Annotated in this window: 15 protein-coding genes and 1 other RNA gene; 10 read left to right on the forward strand and 6 right to left on the reverse strand. The window is 62.1% G+C overall.

The genetic code is table 11. The features are described 5' to 3' along the window. Positions 1 to 9 precede the first annotated feature (9 nt). The 3 genes from BLR34_RS09650 (at position 10) to phoU (ending at position 2621) form a co-directional block, all read left to right on the forward strand. Positions 10 to 1266 carry a Glu/Leu/Phe/Val family dehydrogenase gene (locus BLR34_RS09650; RefSeq protein WP_092702420.1) on the forward strand — a complete coding sequence of 419 codons (1257 nt, stop codon included), beginning with the start codon at positions 10 to 12 and terminating at the stop codon, positions 1264 to 1266. A 149-nt stretch (positions 1267 to 1415) separates the two neighbouring features. Further along, a complete protein-coding gene (locus BLR34_RS09655; protein WP_092702422.1) occupies positions 1416 to 1898 on the forward strand; it encodes an SRPBCC family protein in 483 nt (160 codons plus the stop codon). A gap of 48 nt (positions 1899 to 1946) precedes the next feature. Then, a complete protein-coding gene (gene phoU / locus BLR34_RS09660; protein WP_092702424.1) occupies positions 1947 to 2621 on the forward strand; it encodes a phosphate signaling complex protein PhoU in 675 nt (224 codons plus the stop codon). Here the strand turns inward: phoU and radB are convergent. Next, positions 2618 to 3304, reverse strand: coding sequence for a DNA repair and recombination protein RadB (radB, locus tag BLR34_RS09665; protein ID WP_245683202.1), 687 nt, complete (start codon positions 3302 to 3304; stop codon positions 2618 to 2620). The genes phoU and radB overlap by 4 nt on opposite strands. Positions 3305 to 3369: 65 nt before the next feature. After that, an RNA gene (rnpB, locus tag BLR34_RS09670) (RNase P RNA component) lies at positions 3370 to 3757 on the reverse strand. A 256-nt stretch (positions 3758 to 4013) separates the two neighbouring features. Here rnpB and BLR34_RS09675 point away from each other — a divergent pair. Continuing rightward, on the forward strand, positions 4014 to 5219 hold the full coding sequence (locus tag BLR34_RS09675; RefSeq protein WP_092702428.1) for a trans-sulfuration enzyme family protein: 1206 nt from the start codon (positions 4014 to 4016) through the stop codon (positions 5217 to 5219). Positions 5220 to 5221: 2 nt separating this feature from the next. On the opposite strand, the gene BLR34_RS09680 is transcribed toward BLR34_RS09675, so the two are convergent. Next, complete coding sequence (locus BLR34_RS09680; RefSeq protein WP_092702430.1) at positions 5222 to 6277, reverse strand: S66 family peptidase; 1056 nt, start codon at positions 6275 to 6277, stop codon at positions 5222 to 5224. A gap of 157 nt (positions 6278 to 6434) precedes the next feature. Between BLR34_RS09680 and BLR34_RS09685 the strand changes: the two genes are divergently transcribed. Beyond that, positions 6435 to 7349, forward strand: a complete 915-nt coding sequence (locus BLR34_RS09685) for a cation diffusion facilitator family transporter (RefSeq protein WP_092702432.1) — start codon at positions 6435 to 6437, stop codon at positions 7347 to 7349. A 260-nt stretch (positions 7350 to 7609) separates the two neighbouring features. Continuing rightward, on the forward strand, positions 7610 to 9355 hold the full coding sequence (locus BLR34_RS09690; protein ID WP_092702434.1) for a histidine kinase N-terminal 7TM domain-containing protein: 1746 nt from the start codon (positions 7610 to 7612) through the stop codon (positions 9353 to 9355). On the opposite strand, the gene BLR34_RS09695 is transcribed toward BLR34_RS09690, so the two are convergent. Both BLR34_RS09695 and deoC read right to left on the reverse strand, forming a co-directional pair. After that, complete coding sequence (locus tag BLR34_RS09695) at positions 9331 to 10587, reverse strand: tRNA (N(6)-L-threonylcarbamoyladenosine(37)-C(2))-methylthiotransferase (RefSeq protein WP_092702436.1); 1257 nt, start codon at positions 10585 to 10587, stop codon at positions 9331 to 9333. The two genes, BLR34_RS09690 and BLR34_RS09695, sit on opposite strands and share 25 nt — an antisense overlap. An 88-nt stretch (positions 10588 to 10675) precedes the next feature. Beyond that, positions 10676 to 11308 carry a deoxyribose-phosphate aldolase gene (gene deoC / locus BLR34_RS09700; RefSeq protein ID WP_092702438.1) on the reverse strand — a complete coding sequence of 211 codons (633 nt, stop codon included), beginning with the start codon at positions 11306 to 11308 and terminating at the stop codon, positions 10676 to 10678. Positions 11309 to 11388: 80 nt separating this feature from the next. On the opposite strand from deoC, the gene BLR34_RS09705 reads away from it, so the two are divergent. The 4 genes from BLR34_RS09705 to BLR34_RS09720 all read left to right on the forward strand — a co-directional run bounded on the left by BLR34_RS09705 (position 11389) and on the right by BLR34_RS09720 (position 14504). Next, the gene (locus BLR34_RS09705) at positions 11389 to 12243 is read left to right on the forward strand and encodes a DUF63 family protein (RefSeq protein ID WP_092702441.1); all 855 of its coding nucleotides are present in this window, start codon (positions 11389 to 11391) and stop codon (positions 12241 to 12243) included. A 52-nt stretch (positions 12244 to 12295) separates the two neighbouring features. Further along, the gene (locus tag BLR34_RS09710; protein ID WP_092702443.1) at positions 12296 to 13021 is read left to right on the forward strand and encodes a nucleoside phosphorylase; all 726 of its coding nucleotides are present in this window, start codon (positions 12296 to 12298) and stop codon (positions 13019 to 13021) included. A 47-nt stretch (positions 13022 to 13068) separates the two neighbouring features. Beyond that, complete coding sequence (locus BLR34_RS09715; protein ID WP_092702445.1) at positions 13069 to 13737, forward strand: potassium channel family protein; 669 nt, start codon at positions 13069 to 13071, stop codon at positions 13735 to 13737. A 179-nt stretch (positions 13738 to 13916) separates the two neighbouring features. Continuing rightward, complete coding sequence (locus tag BLR34_RS09720) at positions 13917 to 14504, forward strand: DUF7384 family protein (protein WP_245683203.1); 588 nt, start codon at positions 13917 to 13919, stop codon at positions 14502 to 14504. Here BLR34_RS09720 and BLR34_RS09725 read toward each other — a convergent pair whose 3' ends face one another. After that, positions 14505 to 15152: a non-canonical purine NTP pyrophosphatase gene (locus BLR34_RS09725; RefSeq protein WP_092702447.1), complete on the reverse strand. Its 648-nt coding sequence runs from the start codon at positions 15150 to 15152 to the stop codon at positions 14505 to 14507. Between the last annotated feature and the right edge of the window lie 27 nt (positions 15153 to 15179).

The raw sequence follows: 15179 nt of genomic DNA on the forward strand, positions 1-15179 counted from the left end.
AGATGAACAATGACAGACGGTGCTGGCGCATTCGAGAACTTCAAGACGCAGGTGCAAACTGCAGCACAGACGCTCAACCTCGATGATGGTGTCGTCGACTATCTTACCACGCCACAGCGGGTCGAGGAGGTGAACCTGACCGTCGAACTCGACGACGGGACTCTCGAAACCTTCGAGGCCTACCGGTCCCAGTTCAACGACGACAGAGGGCCCTACAAGGGCGGCATCCGGTATCACCCGATGGTGAGTCGTGACGAGGTGCGCGCGCTTTCTGGCTGGATGACCTACAAGTGTGCCGGCATCGGCCTCCCTTACGGCGGCGGCAAAGGCGGCATCTCGTTCGACCCCGGGGCCTACTCCGACGACGAGGTCGAGCGGATAACACGGGCCTACGCCGCCGCAATCCGCCCGATTATCGGCGTCGACCAGGACATCCCCGGACCGGACGTAAACACCGGCCAGCGGGAGATGAACTGGCTCAAAGACACATACGAGACCCTCGAAGGAACGACCGAGCCGGGCGTCGTCACCGGCAAGAGCCTCGAAAGCGGCGGAAGCGAGGGTCGGACCGACGCGACCGGCAGGTCGATTACGTTGACGGCACGCGAGACATTCGAGCATCTCGGCCGCGACCTCGCGGGCGCATCGGTCGCAATCCAGGGGTATGGCAACGCCGGAAGTGTCGCCGCGGCGTTACTCGATGACCTCGATGCCGGTATCGTCGCTGTCTCCGACTCACAGGGCGGCGTCTACAATCCCGAGGGGTTCGATGCCCGCGACCTCAAGCAGTTCAAGCGGGAGAACGGAACGGTCGTCGGCTATCCAGACGCCGCCGAGGAGGTGACCGGCGAAGAACTGCTGACGATGGACGTCGACCTGTTGATTCCGGCGGCGCTGGAGAACGCTATCGACGCGACCATCGCGGAGGACGCCGCCACCGATATCATCGTCGAGGCGGCAAACGGCCCGCTGACAGCAGGTGCCGACAACGTGTTCGAGTCACGCGATACTGTCGTCATCCCCGATATCCTCGCAAACGCCGGCAGCGTGACCGTCTCCTACTTCGAGTGGGTCCAGAACCGCCAGCAATTCTACTGGGACGAGCAGCGGGTCGTCGAGGAACTCGAAGCCCACGTCACCGAGGCGTTCGAGGAGATGGTACAGGCCAGAGACACGTACGACACCGCGACCTACCGGGAGGCGATGTACGTGGTAGCAATCCAGCGGGTCGTCGACGCGATGGAAGAGGCCGGGCACTGGCCCTAAGAGGTTATCACGAGGCTGTACCGCCGTTGCAACAGCAGGCGGACTGCACGCGATGTGATACGACTAGTCCTGTGACGTGGCCACGAAACGTACCGCAATAATCACTTCGAGAACACAAGAGAAAGGTTGGTCGCCCTCCTACGACAGGTATGCACACGTACGAACGGAGCGTCCGCGTGGCCGCCCCATTCGAGGAGGTCTGGGAGTTCCACTCGACAGAGAAGGGACTCGAAGCACTGACGCCCGATTGGATGGGACTCGAAGTCGAGTCAGTGACCGGCCCGGACGGGGAGCCAGAGCCAGACGTGCTCGAAACCGGCGCGACAATCGACGCCTCGGTCCGGCCGTTCGGTGTCGGCCCGCGCCAGCGCTGGTGCTCGGAAATCGTGGCGCGAGAGCGCTCGGATGGCTCCGGGTTCTTCCGAGACACGATGCACGACGGCCCGTTTCCCGAGTGGGAACACACGCACAACTTCTACGCTGACGGTGACGAGACAGTTGTCCGCGACCACGTCGAGTACGAACTCCCACTCGGGCCACTCGACGGCCTGATAGGTCCGCTTGCGGTCGTTGGCTTCGAGCCGATGTTTCGCTACAGACACCGACGGACACAGACACTGCTCGAATCCTGAGGGGCCCGGAGCGCAAAGTACATAATTCGAGGCCGTTCAGCCCTACGCATGCCACGAGAAGGATATCAAGACGAACTCAACCAACTCCGGGAAGACGTTCTGTTTATGAGTGAGGTCGTCCTGGAGCGGCTGAACATGGGACTGAGCGCGCTCGAACAGAAAGACGAGGAGATGGCCTGGGACGTTATCGAGGGCGACGACGAGGTAAATGAACTCTATCTCGAACTCGAACAGCAGTGTATGGACCTCATCGCGCTCCAACAGCCCGTCGCCGGCGACCTCCGGTTTATCGCCGCGTCGTTCAAAATTATCACAGACCTCGAACGGATTGCCGACCTCGCGACGAATCTCGGTGATTACACGCTCGACGCCAAGCGAAACCTCGCCCCCGACGTCGACATCCAGTCGATTGGCGAGGCAGTCGTGGAGATGGTCGAGACGGCGATGGAGGGATACGCCGAGGAGAACGTCGAGAACTGTTATGCGATTGCCGAGCGCGACGACGAAATCGACGAACTGTGTGAGACAGCGTCTGAGACCGTCGCCCGTGACCTCATCGAGCGTGACGACCTAAACGACGAGGGAGAAATCGAGGCGCTCATGCAGGACGTGTACCGTCTCCTCCTGACGATTCGAGACCTCGAACGGGTCGGCGACCACGCTGTCAACATCTCGGCGCGGACGCTGTATATGGTCGAATCTGACGACGAACTCCTGTATTAGGGGTCACCCTTCTCCAGCCCGTCCTCGGTAATCCTGAACTGAGCAGTCTCCCCGGCGGATTTCGAGTGGTGTTTCTCAAGCGTTGCGCGCCGGTTCCCGCCGCGAAACCGGTCGAGACGGAGAATAATTGCAGACCAGTGATTGAGTGTGTGCCCGCCCAGTGCGCTGGATTTGTCAGTCTCCGGGTCAGTGTAGACCTGGTTCGTGATTGCGACCGCGATGTCGTGTTTTCTGGCGAGCGAGAGTAAATGTGTGACCTGGCGTGTCACGTCGCGGAGGGCCTCTCCCTGCTCTTGTTCGGTGCGTTCAAGCCGATAGAAGCCGGTCGCGCTGTCGACGGCCACGAACTCGACCTGGCTGGCGAACTCGGAAACGTCCTGAACTGCTTCGCGCTGGTCCTCGAAGTCGTAGACCTCGGTGATGATGATGTTCGAAGCGACGTCGTCGACAGTTGCGTCGGGGTGAGCAGCAGCGAGTTGCTCCAGTCTGTCGATTGACAGCCCCTCCGTGTCGATAAGCAACGCAGTGTCACCACGAGCAGCGGTCTCGACGGCTCCAGAGAGGACAACGTTCGTCTTCCCTGCAGCGGGTGGACCGTACACCTGCGTGACAGCCCCGCGTTCGAACCCACCCCCCAGTAGCTCGTCGACGCCGGCACAGCCTGTCTGAACTGGTCCAGTCACTATCTGACAGTGGGTCGTCTTCTCAGATAAGTACACGTGTTCCGGGGCTGGCGCTACAATATTGTGGCTGAGGGGAGTAAGCCCCCTTCTGTTCGGTCGACATTCAGCTCAGCGTCCGAACCGCTGTCAGGGCTACCTTGTGGTTCGGACTTGCACCGGTGAGGGTTCGCCGTTCCATCCGTTCTCGCCCGTTTGCCCGCGGCTGCTGCCGCGTGCGCGAACGCGTCGACACGCGCCCTCGGTGGGTTAACTCCCCGTTGCTTCCCGGCACTGTGGCCGTTCTCGCGCGGGGTTCGCACACCTCATGGGTCGGGGCGAGGGGTCTCGTTTCTGTTCCAGAGCCGGCGGTCTCCCACCCCGGGCTTGCACCCGGTCACCTGCCCTGACGGTGGGGGGACTTTCCTCATGTCCCTTACTCACGGTCTGGGACACGGAAACCGACCTCCCTCTGCCAGTTCCGGCTACGACACCCAGACGTGTAAGCAGTTCGGTTACCCGGCTGAGCGTATGCGTCGCTGATTTGGACACAACTACTGCTAGCTCGTCGCTCCTCCTCTCATAGTGTAGTATGCCTGCAGGGCATATATAACAAACACAGTATGAACGGTTGTGCAGTTATTGTCGGATATTATCTAAGTTTATGAAATTAGATTCCGAGATTACGGGAAGAACACAAATCTATTAATATGTGTGTACGGCATCAAAGAGCATGGAAGAGGAAGCGGCATTCGACACGCGTGCGGTCGCAGAGTACACCGACTGGGGGCACGGGGACGTGGTGTCGCCGATACATCTGTCTTCGACCTACCGGCTGGACGGCATCGACCCGGAAATGAGTCTCGAAGACGTCGACCCGGGTGCCGGCGAGTTCCTCTACGGGCGGCTCTCGAACCCGACGAGACACGCCGTCGAGGAACAACTCGCAGACCTGGCCGGCGGCGAGCTGGCGTTTGCCTTCGCGTCCGGCACCGCCGCGATTGCGACGGCGGTGCTCTCGGTGGTCGAACAGGGCGACCGTATCGTCGCCTTCGACGACCTCTATGCGGGAACGCGCCGGATGTTCGAACAGTTGTTCCGCGACAGACTGGGCTTCGACGTGGCGTTTGTCGACGCTCGCGAGACCGACATCGTCGCCGACGCGGTCGACGGCGAGACGGGACTGGTCTGGATGGAGACGCCCACGAACCCGCTGATTCAGCTCTGTGATATCGGGGCTATCGCCGAAATCGCCGCCGACCACGACGCCGTCTTCGGCGTCGACAACACGTTCGCGAGCCCGTACTTCCAGCAGCCACTGGAGCTAGGTGCCGACGTCGTCGCCCACAGCACGACCAAGTATCTCAACGGCCACAGCGACGGCATCGGCGGTGCGCTCGTCACCGACGACCCCCACGTCGCGGAGGCAATCGGCTTCAATCAGCAGGTCGGGCTGGGGAACCAGATGCCGCCGTTCGACGCCTATCTCCTCTCGCGGGGGCTGAAGACGCTGGGCGCTCGCATGCGCATTCACGAGGGGAACGCCATGGAACTGGCGTCGTATCTCGACGGTCACGAGGAGGTGAGCGCGGTCTACTATCCGGGGCTGGAGAGTCATCCCCAGCACGACCTCGCTTGCGAGCAGATGGACGGCTTCGGCGGCGTCCTCTCATTCGAACTCGCCGGCGGCATGGCGGAGTCACAGCGGTTCGTCGAGGGCATCGAGACGATGAATCTAGCGGTCAGCCTCGGCGGCGTCGAGACGCTTGTCAACCACCCGGCGACGATGACACACGAACCAATCGGCGCCGAGCGCCGCGCCGAGTTGGGTATCTCTGACTCGCTGTTCCGTATATCGGTCGGTATCGAAGACGTGACTGACCTGAAGGCGGACTTCGAGCGGGGCTTCCGTGCGCTCGAAGCGACGACCACGCCCTGAGGCTACTCGAAGACGATTCCCTCGCCGGGGCCGAGCGTAACTCTCCCCCCAACCGGGACGGCGACTCCCGGATTGGTATGTCCGAAATCCACGTCGAAGACGACCGTCGCGTCGGGGTTGTAACGCTGGAGCTGTGACAGAATCGTCTCACGCTGGTCCTGTCGATACCGCTTGCGTTCGTCCTCGTCTCGGCGGTCGAACCAGGATTCGGTCGCCGGACGGCCGACCATCACCCCGTCGAAGCGCCCGAGTAGTTCCCGCTCGCCCATCGCCGTCAGGAACCATTTGACCCTGTCGGCGTCGGGGAGTGTCTCGGCCGTCTCCAGAGCGAGTACGGCACCGTCGAGGCGGTCCGGTTCGGGCAGGTAGCGCTCGGTCATCAGGTGCCAGCGGACGATACTGAGACAGCCACCCCACAGCCGCCCCGTGACGGGGTCGTCGCTGCCGGCCCAGGTCCATCCGTCGGTGTCGTGGCGCTCGGGCTCGGCGGCCGCGAACTCGGCTTTGGACTGGTTCCATCCTTCCGTCATATCGAACCACTGCTCGGTGGGTTCGAGTTCGCCCAGCGAGTCCTCGAACAGCGCCCGCCGGAGATACCGCTCGGTGTACTCCGGGAACGGCCCCGGCGTGGCGACCTCGCTCAGCAGCGAAACGCCGTTGTACGAGATGATGCCGTGGTTGTAGAGATACAACGAGAGGTTCGTGTTGTCGCTGAGGCCGAAAAACCGCGTGGGGTTCTCGCGCAGTACGGCTGGGTCGAGGTGTTCCAGTACGCGGAGCTGGTCGTCGCCGCCGATTGTCGCCATCACGGCACCGACGTCGGGGTCTTTGAAGGTCTCGTGGATGGCCGCGGCGCGTGCCGCTGGATGCTCGCGCAAGTAGCTGTCCGACTGTCGGGCGCTCGGGTGTACCGTGACGTCGACGCCGAGACGAGACTCCAGTCGCTCGAGTCCCAGTTCCAAGATGTGTGGTGCCTCTGCTGCGCCACCGCTTGAGGGAGCGATAACCGCGAGCTCGTCGTCTGACTGCAGGCTCGGAGGTGTGACAAATTCCGACATGTGTCGCTGTTGATGGAGTCGTCGTGTAAGTTTTTGCATCCATTGACATATCATCACAGACGGTCTCTTCTCTAGTGACGAACTACGGCACCCTGAAAGGACAAGATTCGACCCGCCTAATGCAAATATTCAAGCATAGCGTCACGGTAGTGGAGGTATGGAGAGTGCCACGAAGCGGCGTCGGTTTGCACTCGCTTCGTGGGCAAACGTCCTGGGAAACGTCGCGAAAATCGTCGCCGAGGGTATCGCAGGGTTTCTGTTCGGAAGTGTCGCACTGCTCGCCGACGCTGCCCACTCGCTGGGCGACCTCGTCGCCAGCGTCGTGGTCCTGATATGGGGAGACAGCCGCTTCGAGGGAGCAGATGCCGACCACCCACACGGGCACGCACGAATCGAACCACTGACCGCGCTGTTCGTCGGCGCAGTCATCGTTATTCTCGGAGCGAACCTCCTGTACGAGTCCGGGCAGAGCCTGTTGGTCGGCGGCCACGTCGAGTTCAGCTACCTGCTCGTCGTGGCGTTGGGATTCTCGATGGCCGATATGTACCTGGTCTACTGGTACACGATGCGGATGAACGCGACCCTCGGCTCGACCGCGCTGAAAGCGCTCGCGGTCGATTGCCTCAACGACATGTACACCACGGTCGCCGCACTCGTGGGAGTCATCGGTATCGGGCTCGGATTCCCCGTTCTCGACGCCCTGGCCGGGCTGTTTGTCAGTCTGCTGGTCATCTACCAGGGGGTCGAAATCGGCAGAGAGAACCTCTCGTATCTGGCAGGCAAGGCCGCATCAGATGCACGCAGAGCGGAAATCCGGGAGACGATCCTCGCTCACCCACAGACACACGGCGTCCACGACCTCGCGGTCTTTTACGACGGGCCGACGCTCGAAGTCGAGGCCCACGTGGAGGTAGACGGTTCACTCACGCTCGCCCAGGCCCACGACATCGAGAGCGACCTGGTCCGGTCAGTCCTCGAATACGACGACGTGGGAGATGCCCACCTCCACCTCGACCCCGCCGGAATGGGCGAGTGGAAAGATGCCGACGAGCAGGTGACCGGTACCCACTGATAGTGATTCTTGCGAGTCGTTACCGCCGTGGTAACAGCAGACGGAGTTCACAGGATGTGACACGACGATTCCTGTCACGTGGTCACGAAAATTACCGCAAAATCACTACGAGAGTATCACGCCACAGACACGGAACGTCTGTCCTGATACTGCAACGGCAGTGACCACACTGGAGACAGTACACCAATTACGGAGCGACGGCGGGTGCGCAAGGCACATCTTATTCAAGGCTGCGAGTCAATTGTCAGTCTGAACGAGCCGTGAGCGTCTATCTCACCTGGCCCGTCCTCCTGTCGCTGTTTGCGGGGGTCGCCACCCTGGGGCTGTTCGCCTATCTCGTCAGCTACAGGGCGAAACCGGGTGCGTCGTGGTTCGCGGCGACGATGGTCGCTCAGGCGGTGTTCGTCTTCGCATACGGTATTGGCCTGACCGTGTTCAGCGAGGAACTGCGCCTGGTGTTCGAGGTGATTGCGCTTATCGGGCTTACCTGGCTCGGCCCGCCGTTTGTTGGCTTTGCGCTCGAATACACCGGCCGCGGTGCCATTCGGCGCTCTTGGTACTACTGGCTATTGTATCTGGTGCCGGTGATGACCCTCGTCTTGTTACCGGTAAACCACAGTCACGGACTGTTCTGGACGAACTTTACCGTTGACCCAGTGTTTGGTGTCGCCGCGGCCTCGTACGATTTCGGCCCACTGTTCTATGTAATGCTCATCGGCGGGACCGGCTGGTCAGTCGTCGGTGTCTTGCTGCTTGTCGATACCGTCTGGGATTACGGGTCGCTGTTCCGGTCGGAAGCGCTCGCTGTCGTCGCCAGCGCCATCCTACCTGCGGTTGGGCTGCTCATCTGGATGCTCGAACTAACGCCAAACTCACATTTCATCTGGGCTGCCCCGCTGTTTGCAGGCCACGTCATCTTCGATTACTACGCCTTCGTCGGAAAGGGGATGTTCGAGATTTACCCGGCGACCAACCGCGCGGCCAAACAGTCCGCGCTCGACGATTTCCGGGCCCCGGTGTTGGTGCTCGAAGAACAGCACCGCATCGTCGACCTGAATCCGGCAGCAGTGACACAGCTCGAACTCGACCGCGAGGCGACTGTCTTCGAACCGGTTGGGTCGGTCGTCGAATCGCTTGACCCCGACGGCTGGGACGGTCCCGAAACCTTCGGTCGGTATCTGGAGGGTGACGACGAGTGGCGAATCACCGCACAGGTCGGCACCCGACGCCGAGAGTACGTCATCCAGCCCTCGCCGCTGACCGCTGGCGGCCGCGAACGGGTCGGATACACGCTGCTCTTTCAGGACATCACCGAGGAGGTCAGGCGCGAGGAGCGTCTCGCTGTTCTCAACCGAATACTGCGCCACAACCTCCGTAACGACCTCTCTATCGTCTCGGGATACGTCGCCGCAGCAGACAGCCACACCGACGACGAGATGGTCGAGCAGATGCTCACGAAGGTCTCCGTCACAGTCGACGAACTCATCGATACGGGCGAGATGGCACGCGAGTTCGAGCAACTGCTGGCTGCGCCAAACAGCTACTCCCGAACCATCGCCACCGATGAACTAACCGAGAGGCTGGCCGACCGACTCGCCGAAGACCACCCCGACGCCGCGCTGTCCGTCCAGACGACCGAGACAGTGTTCGAAACCAACCCTGATGTACTCGAAGCCGTCCTCTGGCAACTGCTCGAAAACGCGGCGACACACACAGACGAGCCGACTATCTCACTGTCCGTAACGTCCACCGAGGAGACTATCGACATCGAGGTATCTGACGACGGCGACGGTATTCCCGACCACGAGCTACAGTCCCTCGAAACGGGCGAGGAGACGAGCCTGAAACACGGCAGCGGCTTTGGGCTCTGGCTTGCCAAGTGGGGGACAGTCAGAGTCGGCGGAAATATCGATTTCGACGCCAGTGACGCGGGAACGACGGTGACGGTATCACTGCCGCGTGAAAACCAGGAGACGGCCGGTCAGACGAGTTCGGCGAGCGCGTAAACAGTGTTGTGGCCGGTTATCCGGCAGGCGACGGTATCACCGAGCTCGACACCCGCAGACTCCGCGCCGGGAATCGCCACCTTGCGATGGGACTGGTCGTAGCCGACCATCGAGTCGTCGGTGCCGTTCTCGACGACCAGCACCGAGCGTTCGGTGCCGACCATCGAGTCGTAGGCCTCACCGACGACAGACATCTTCAGGTCGGTCATCTCCGAGGACCGGTCCTTTTTGACCTGTCCGCCGTGGCCTTTCATCGCCGCGGCGTCGGTGCCGGGCCGCTTCGAGAACCGAGTGATGTTGATTTTCTCCGGACGCGTCCGTTCGAGCAGTTCGAGTGACTCCTGGTAGTCGGCTGCGGTCTCGCTGGGGAAGCCGACGATAAAGTCTGTTGCGAGCGTCCACTCATCCAGATAGTCGTCGAATGTTTCGACAACATCGAGATACTCCTCGACCGTGTGCTGGCGGCGCATATCGCCCAGCACGTCGTTGCTGCCAGACTGGACCGGCGCGTGCAGGAAGTTATAAAGTTGGTCGTGCTCGGCGAAAACCGCCGCCAACTCCTCGCGGATGCCGTGGACGCCTTTGGGGTTTGCCATCCCGACGCGAACCCGGAACTCGCCGTCGATTTCCGTACAGATGCGGTCGAGCAGGACGTGGAGCTTCCGTTCGCCCTCGTCCCAGCCGTAGACGCCCGTGTCTTGGCCGGTGATGCGTATTTCCCTCGCGCCAGCGTGGACGAGCGCGCGGGCTTTCCGGACGTTTTCCTCGACCGACGGCGAATCGATTTTGCCCGTCGCTTCTTTCGTGATGCAATACGAGCAGTCGCTCATACAGCCCCGGGCAATCGGCAGGATACCGACGACACCGTCGATGACGGGGTCGGTGTCTGGCGTGTGTGTCGGGCACTCGCCGTTTCTGACGTGTTCGGGGACCTCGTCCCAGTGGAGCACTTCGGCGTCGATGCCGGCCTCAGCGAAGGCGTCGCCCTGTGCAATCGCCATACAGCCAGTGACGACGAGGTCGCCCGGTGTCTCCTGGTCTAACTCTTTTGCCCGGGTAAGCATATTCCGCTCTGTCTTCTCGACGACCGTACAGGTGTTGAGGATAGCGACATCGGCGTCCTCGGGTGACTCGACCGGGTGGTGGCCGCCGTCGCGGAGCGTTCGCTCTATCTGGCGACTCTCACCTCGGTTCGAGGTGCACCCGTAGGTCTCGATATGGTACCGGGCCATCTACTACGTTGTCGGGGAAGCACAGACTAAAACCCGGCGCTTTGGCCCGTTATCGTGGGTCCTGACAGGCGCCACAGCGCCGCCCCGGTCAGCTCTCTCGGTACTCCTCGACGATGGCCGTTCCGCTGGATGCGCCGATTCGCTGTGCGCCGGCCTCGAATAGCTCCTCGGCGAACGACCACGAGCCGACGCCGCCGCTCGCTTTGACCGGCCGGTACTCGCTCATCAGGCGCACGTCGTCGACTGTCGCGCCTCCGTCGGTGAACCCGGTCGAGGTTTTCAGATAGTCGATATCTGCCTCCACGGCTGCCTCCGACGCGCCCCGCAGTTCGGCGTCGGTGAGCAGCGGCGCTTCGACGATGACTTTCACCGGAAGAGGCACGGCCGCCACGACCTCGCCCAGTTCGCTCGCCACGTCCTCAAAGTCGCCGGACTTGATAGCGCCGATGTTGGCGACCACATCGATTTCCGCCGCGCCAGCCTTCCAGGCGTGTCGTGCCTCCTCGCATTTTGTTTCTGTGAGGTGTTGGCCGTGCGGGAAGCCGACCACAGTCGTCAACTCGACAGTCGGGGCATACTCCACAGCCTGTTCGAGATAGCAGGGCGGAATACAGGCCCGCATACCGTACTCATCGGCCTCGTCGAGGACCGTCTGCACGTCGTCCCACGTCGTCTCTGGGCCGAGAACCGTGTGCTCGATTCGGTCTGGAATGTCCTCCATACCTCGAACTGTACTGCCACAGGTAAAATTCCCTTCGAGTTTCGGAACAATTTTCACCTGACGGAGTGGACCAATTCGACATGACTGCACCGTTTGGAGACCTTGTCTTTCCGCCACTGGCGCAATCTCTGCTGTTGCTCGTCGGGGCTGGCGTCCTCGTGGCGCTGCTCTATGTGATACGACCACCGGTCAATCAGCGGACCGTACTGGCCTTTATCCCCTGGATGGTTGCCGGGAGTGTCCTCCACGTGTTCTACCAGATTGGCGAGATTTTCCAGGTGGAGATTTACCCGCCTGGGATTGCGCCCCTTTTTGCGGCGCCGTCGGTGTACATCTCGACGTTCGTCGCGATGGGAATCGTGTGGGTCATTTCGGCGATGGTCGTCCCGGGTAAGCGGTTGCGCCAGAAAGTGCCCCAGTATCTCGCGGCAACTGGCATCGGCATCGCGACGCCGCTAGTCGCGCTCGTGTTCTGGCAGGGTCTCGACCCTGAAGTCGCGCCGATGGAACCCATCTGGCCGGTTTTCGGGCTTCTCATCTCGCTCGTCTTGACCGCCATCGTCTACTTCGGTATCGGTGCTTGGCGGACCTACATCATCGCCCGCGCGAAATACGTCGGTGCGCTGGTCATCTTCGCACATATGTTCGACGGTGTCACCACCGCTATCGGCGTCGACGTGCTCGAAGCGGGAGAGCGCTCGCAACTGCCTCGAATTATCATGGATTTCGCCGCCGACCTCCCGACCGCCGACCTCCTCGGCCAGGGGTGGCTGTTCGTCGTCTTCAAAGTGGTTCTGGCATCTGCTATCGTGGCGTATTTCTCCGCCGACCTGACCGAACACGAGTCACAGACGAACCTCCTGTTTGCCTTCGTCATCGCGCTCGGGTTCGGCCCGGCGATTCACAACTTCTTCCTGTTCGTGCTCGCGCCATAGCCGGCGCAGCCCAACTGTACGGTTTTTTGTACCCGACGGCTAACGTTCGCGTATGGCAAAACAGCCGCATCTACTCGTCGAGGACGGTGACCTGACAGACATCGCGCTCGTTCCGGGCGACCCCGGGCGCGTCGACCGTATCGCAAACCACTGTTCGGACGTCGAAACGGTTGCAGAGAACCGCGAGTACAAAGTCGTCAACGCGAGCTACGAGGGGCGACCGCTGACGATCTGCTCGACCGGTATCGGTGCCCCGTCGGCAGCAATCGCCGCCGAGGAACTCGACAGCGTCGGCGTCGAAACCGTACTGCGAGTCGGGACCTGCGGTGCGCTTCAGCGCGGTATCGAAATCGGTGATATGATCGTTGCGACCGGGGCGGCCAAAGACGAGGGGACGAGCAAGCGCTACGAGAGTCCGACACTGCCTGCCGTTGCCCACCACGAGGTGCTGACGGAACTGACGAACGTCGCTCGAGGCCGTGACGAACCCGTCCACGTGGGGCCGATTGCGACCGACGACGCATTCTACGCCGAGACAGAGGAGTACATCGCGGAGTGGGAACAGGCAGGGATGCTCGCCGTCGAGATGGAGGCCGCCGCACTGTTCACGCTCGCACGGCGCAAGGGCATGCGCGCCGGGGCCATCTGTACCGTCGATGGCAATCTCGTCGAGGGGACCCAGAAGGGTGAGACTGAAGCGGATGAACTCCCCGAAAAGGCCAAAAACAACGTCGAACGCGCAATCGAACTGGCGCTCGAAGCGACGACGGCGCTCTGACCCGGTACAGCCCCAGTGTTTTTAACGAGGCCGTTGTACAGGAAGTCATGAAGTTCATTATCGTTGGGTTCGGTCGTGTCGGAATGCGAAACGCCCGGACACTCCGCAACGAAGGCCACGAGGTTACTATCGTCGATAACGACAGAGAGCGGGTCGAACGGGCCGAAGAAGAAGGGTTCACCGTCGTCGAAGGAGACGGTGGCGAGGAGAGCGTCCTCGAATCAGCAGGCGTCACGGAAGCCGACAGCCTCGGCGCGCTGACCGGCGACCTCAACACCAACTTCTCGGCCTGTGTCGTCGGCGATGCACACGGCTGTCGGACGGTGTTACGCGTCAGCGAGGACTTCAGTGAACAGCTCTACGAGCGCTACACCGACAGCGTCGACGAGGTTATCTACCCCGAGCGCCTCGGCGCTGCAGGCGCGAAGACGGCGCTGCTTGGCGGCGATTTCACCGTCATCGCCGACCTGACTGAGCGACTCTCGGTGGCGAGTGTAGAGATTCCCGACGAGTCGCCGGTCATCGGTGACCGGGTTATCGACGTCGAGTTGCCCGGCGACGCACGTATCTATGCCCACGGCCGCGAGGACGAGTCGATGACGATTCCACTCCCACAGACCAGAGTGGAGGCCGGGGACTCGCTTGCGGTCATGGCAGACCCGGACCTGCTCGAGGAGGTTCGCGGGACGCTCCGGGGCGAGGAAGTCTCGGCCTGACCCAAAAGGGTGGGTTCAGGTATTCGGGCGCGCCGTGGAAGGATGGGAGTTGTGGGTGTGTGAGGTCGTCGGTGCGCGCCCACCTGGTAGCTCTCGTCTCTCGTATATAAACCTCCGTCAGACAGAGGTGTGACGGTGCGGTCGGTTGCTTTTTGTGGGTCGATTGCCTGGGTTTCGGTATGTCCTGGGCAGAGCTGTTCGAGCGAGCCACGACGTGTGACGCGACGACACAGGCGATTCAGGACAGGCGCGGGAACCTCCAGGCGACCGAGCTGGCCTCGGATAACAGCGCGAGTGACGCCGACGAGGCAGGGTTCCGCGTCGTCGCAGACGCGGACGTTCTCGCGGCAGACCTGCTCGTCGGTGGAGCAACACGGGATGCGCTCGACCACGTGCGCCGGCACTCCTGGGTCCATCTCGTCGCTAGCGACCACCTATTGGGGCAGGCGCGAGCACTGATTGCCGAGTTCGCGCCATCGGAGTTAGCGGCAGACTGGGAGACGACAATCGTAGACCAGCGTCTCCGTGTCGAGCATCCATCCGAAGACCACCCGGCGCTTGCCTCTGCCTACCGCAGCGGCGCAACGCAGTTGCTGACTCTCGACGGGTCGTTGACCGCAACGGGCGCGAATCTCTCGCTCCAGTCACACATGTCAGTCAGCATCCGCACACCAGACGCCTTCGCGACAGTGTTCGACCCCGCGCCGGTGTACGAACGCGAGTTCGGCAACTCCTATCCCGGCCCGGACAGCGACCCGCGGCAGTGACTACCGGTCTGTCTGTCCGTACCAGTCGGCGAACTTCGCGAGCGCGCGGCCGCGGTGTGAGATGGCGTTTTTCTCTTCGGTCCCCATCTCGGCGAAGGTGGCTCCGTCGTACTCGAAAATCGGGTCATAGCCGAAGCCGTCCTCGCCGCGTGGCTCGACAATCTGTCCGCGGACGACGCCCTCGAACAGTTTTACTGGGAGTGAGCCGTCGTCGACCTGGTCGTCAGTCGTCGCGCTTGCGCGCTCGTCGGCGGCGAGGTCTTGCCCGCGCCGCTGTGTGTCGACGGGTTCTGGCGTGGCTTCGAAGGGTTGCCCGTCACAGTAGGCGACCACGCCCCGGAACGCTGCGCGCTGTGAGTCTTCGGCGCGCGCGAGGTCGGCGACCCGCTCGATGCCGAGTTTGTCCTCGACGTACGACGAGAACGGTCCCGGGAAGCCGTCGAACGCCTCGATAGTGAGCCCCGAGTCGTCGACGATGACCGGCTCACCGAGGTGTTCGTAGGCGGCACGGGCACCGTAGGCTGCGACCGTCGCGAGGTCGTCTGCCTGTGGCTCGGGGTAGTCGAAGTCGACCTGTTCGACTGGGTCGGCGAGGTATTCGCGAGCCTCCGCGACTTTGCCGGGGTTCGTCGTGACGAAGGTGACCATACCCCCTCTCTGGTATGGCGCTGAAAA

The organism is Halovenus aranensis (assembly GCF_900100385.1).
Lineage (GTDB): Archaea > Halobacteriota > Halobacteria > Halobacteriales > Haloarculaceae > Halovenus > Halovenus aranensis.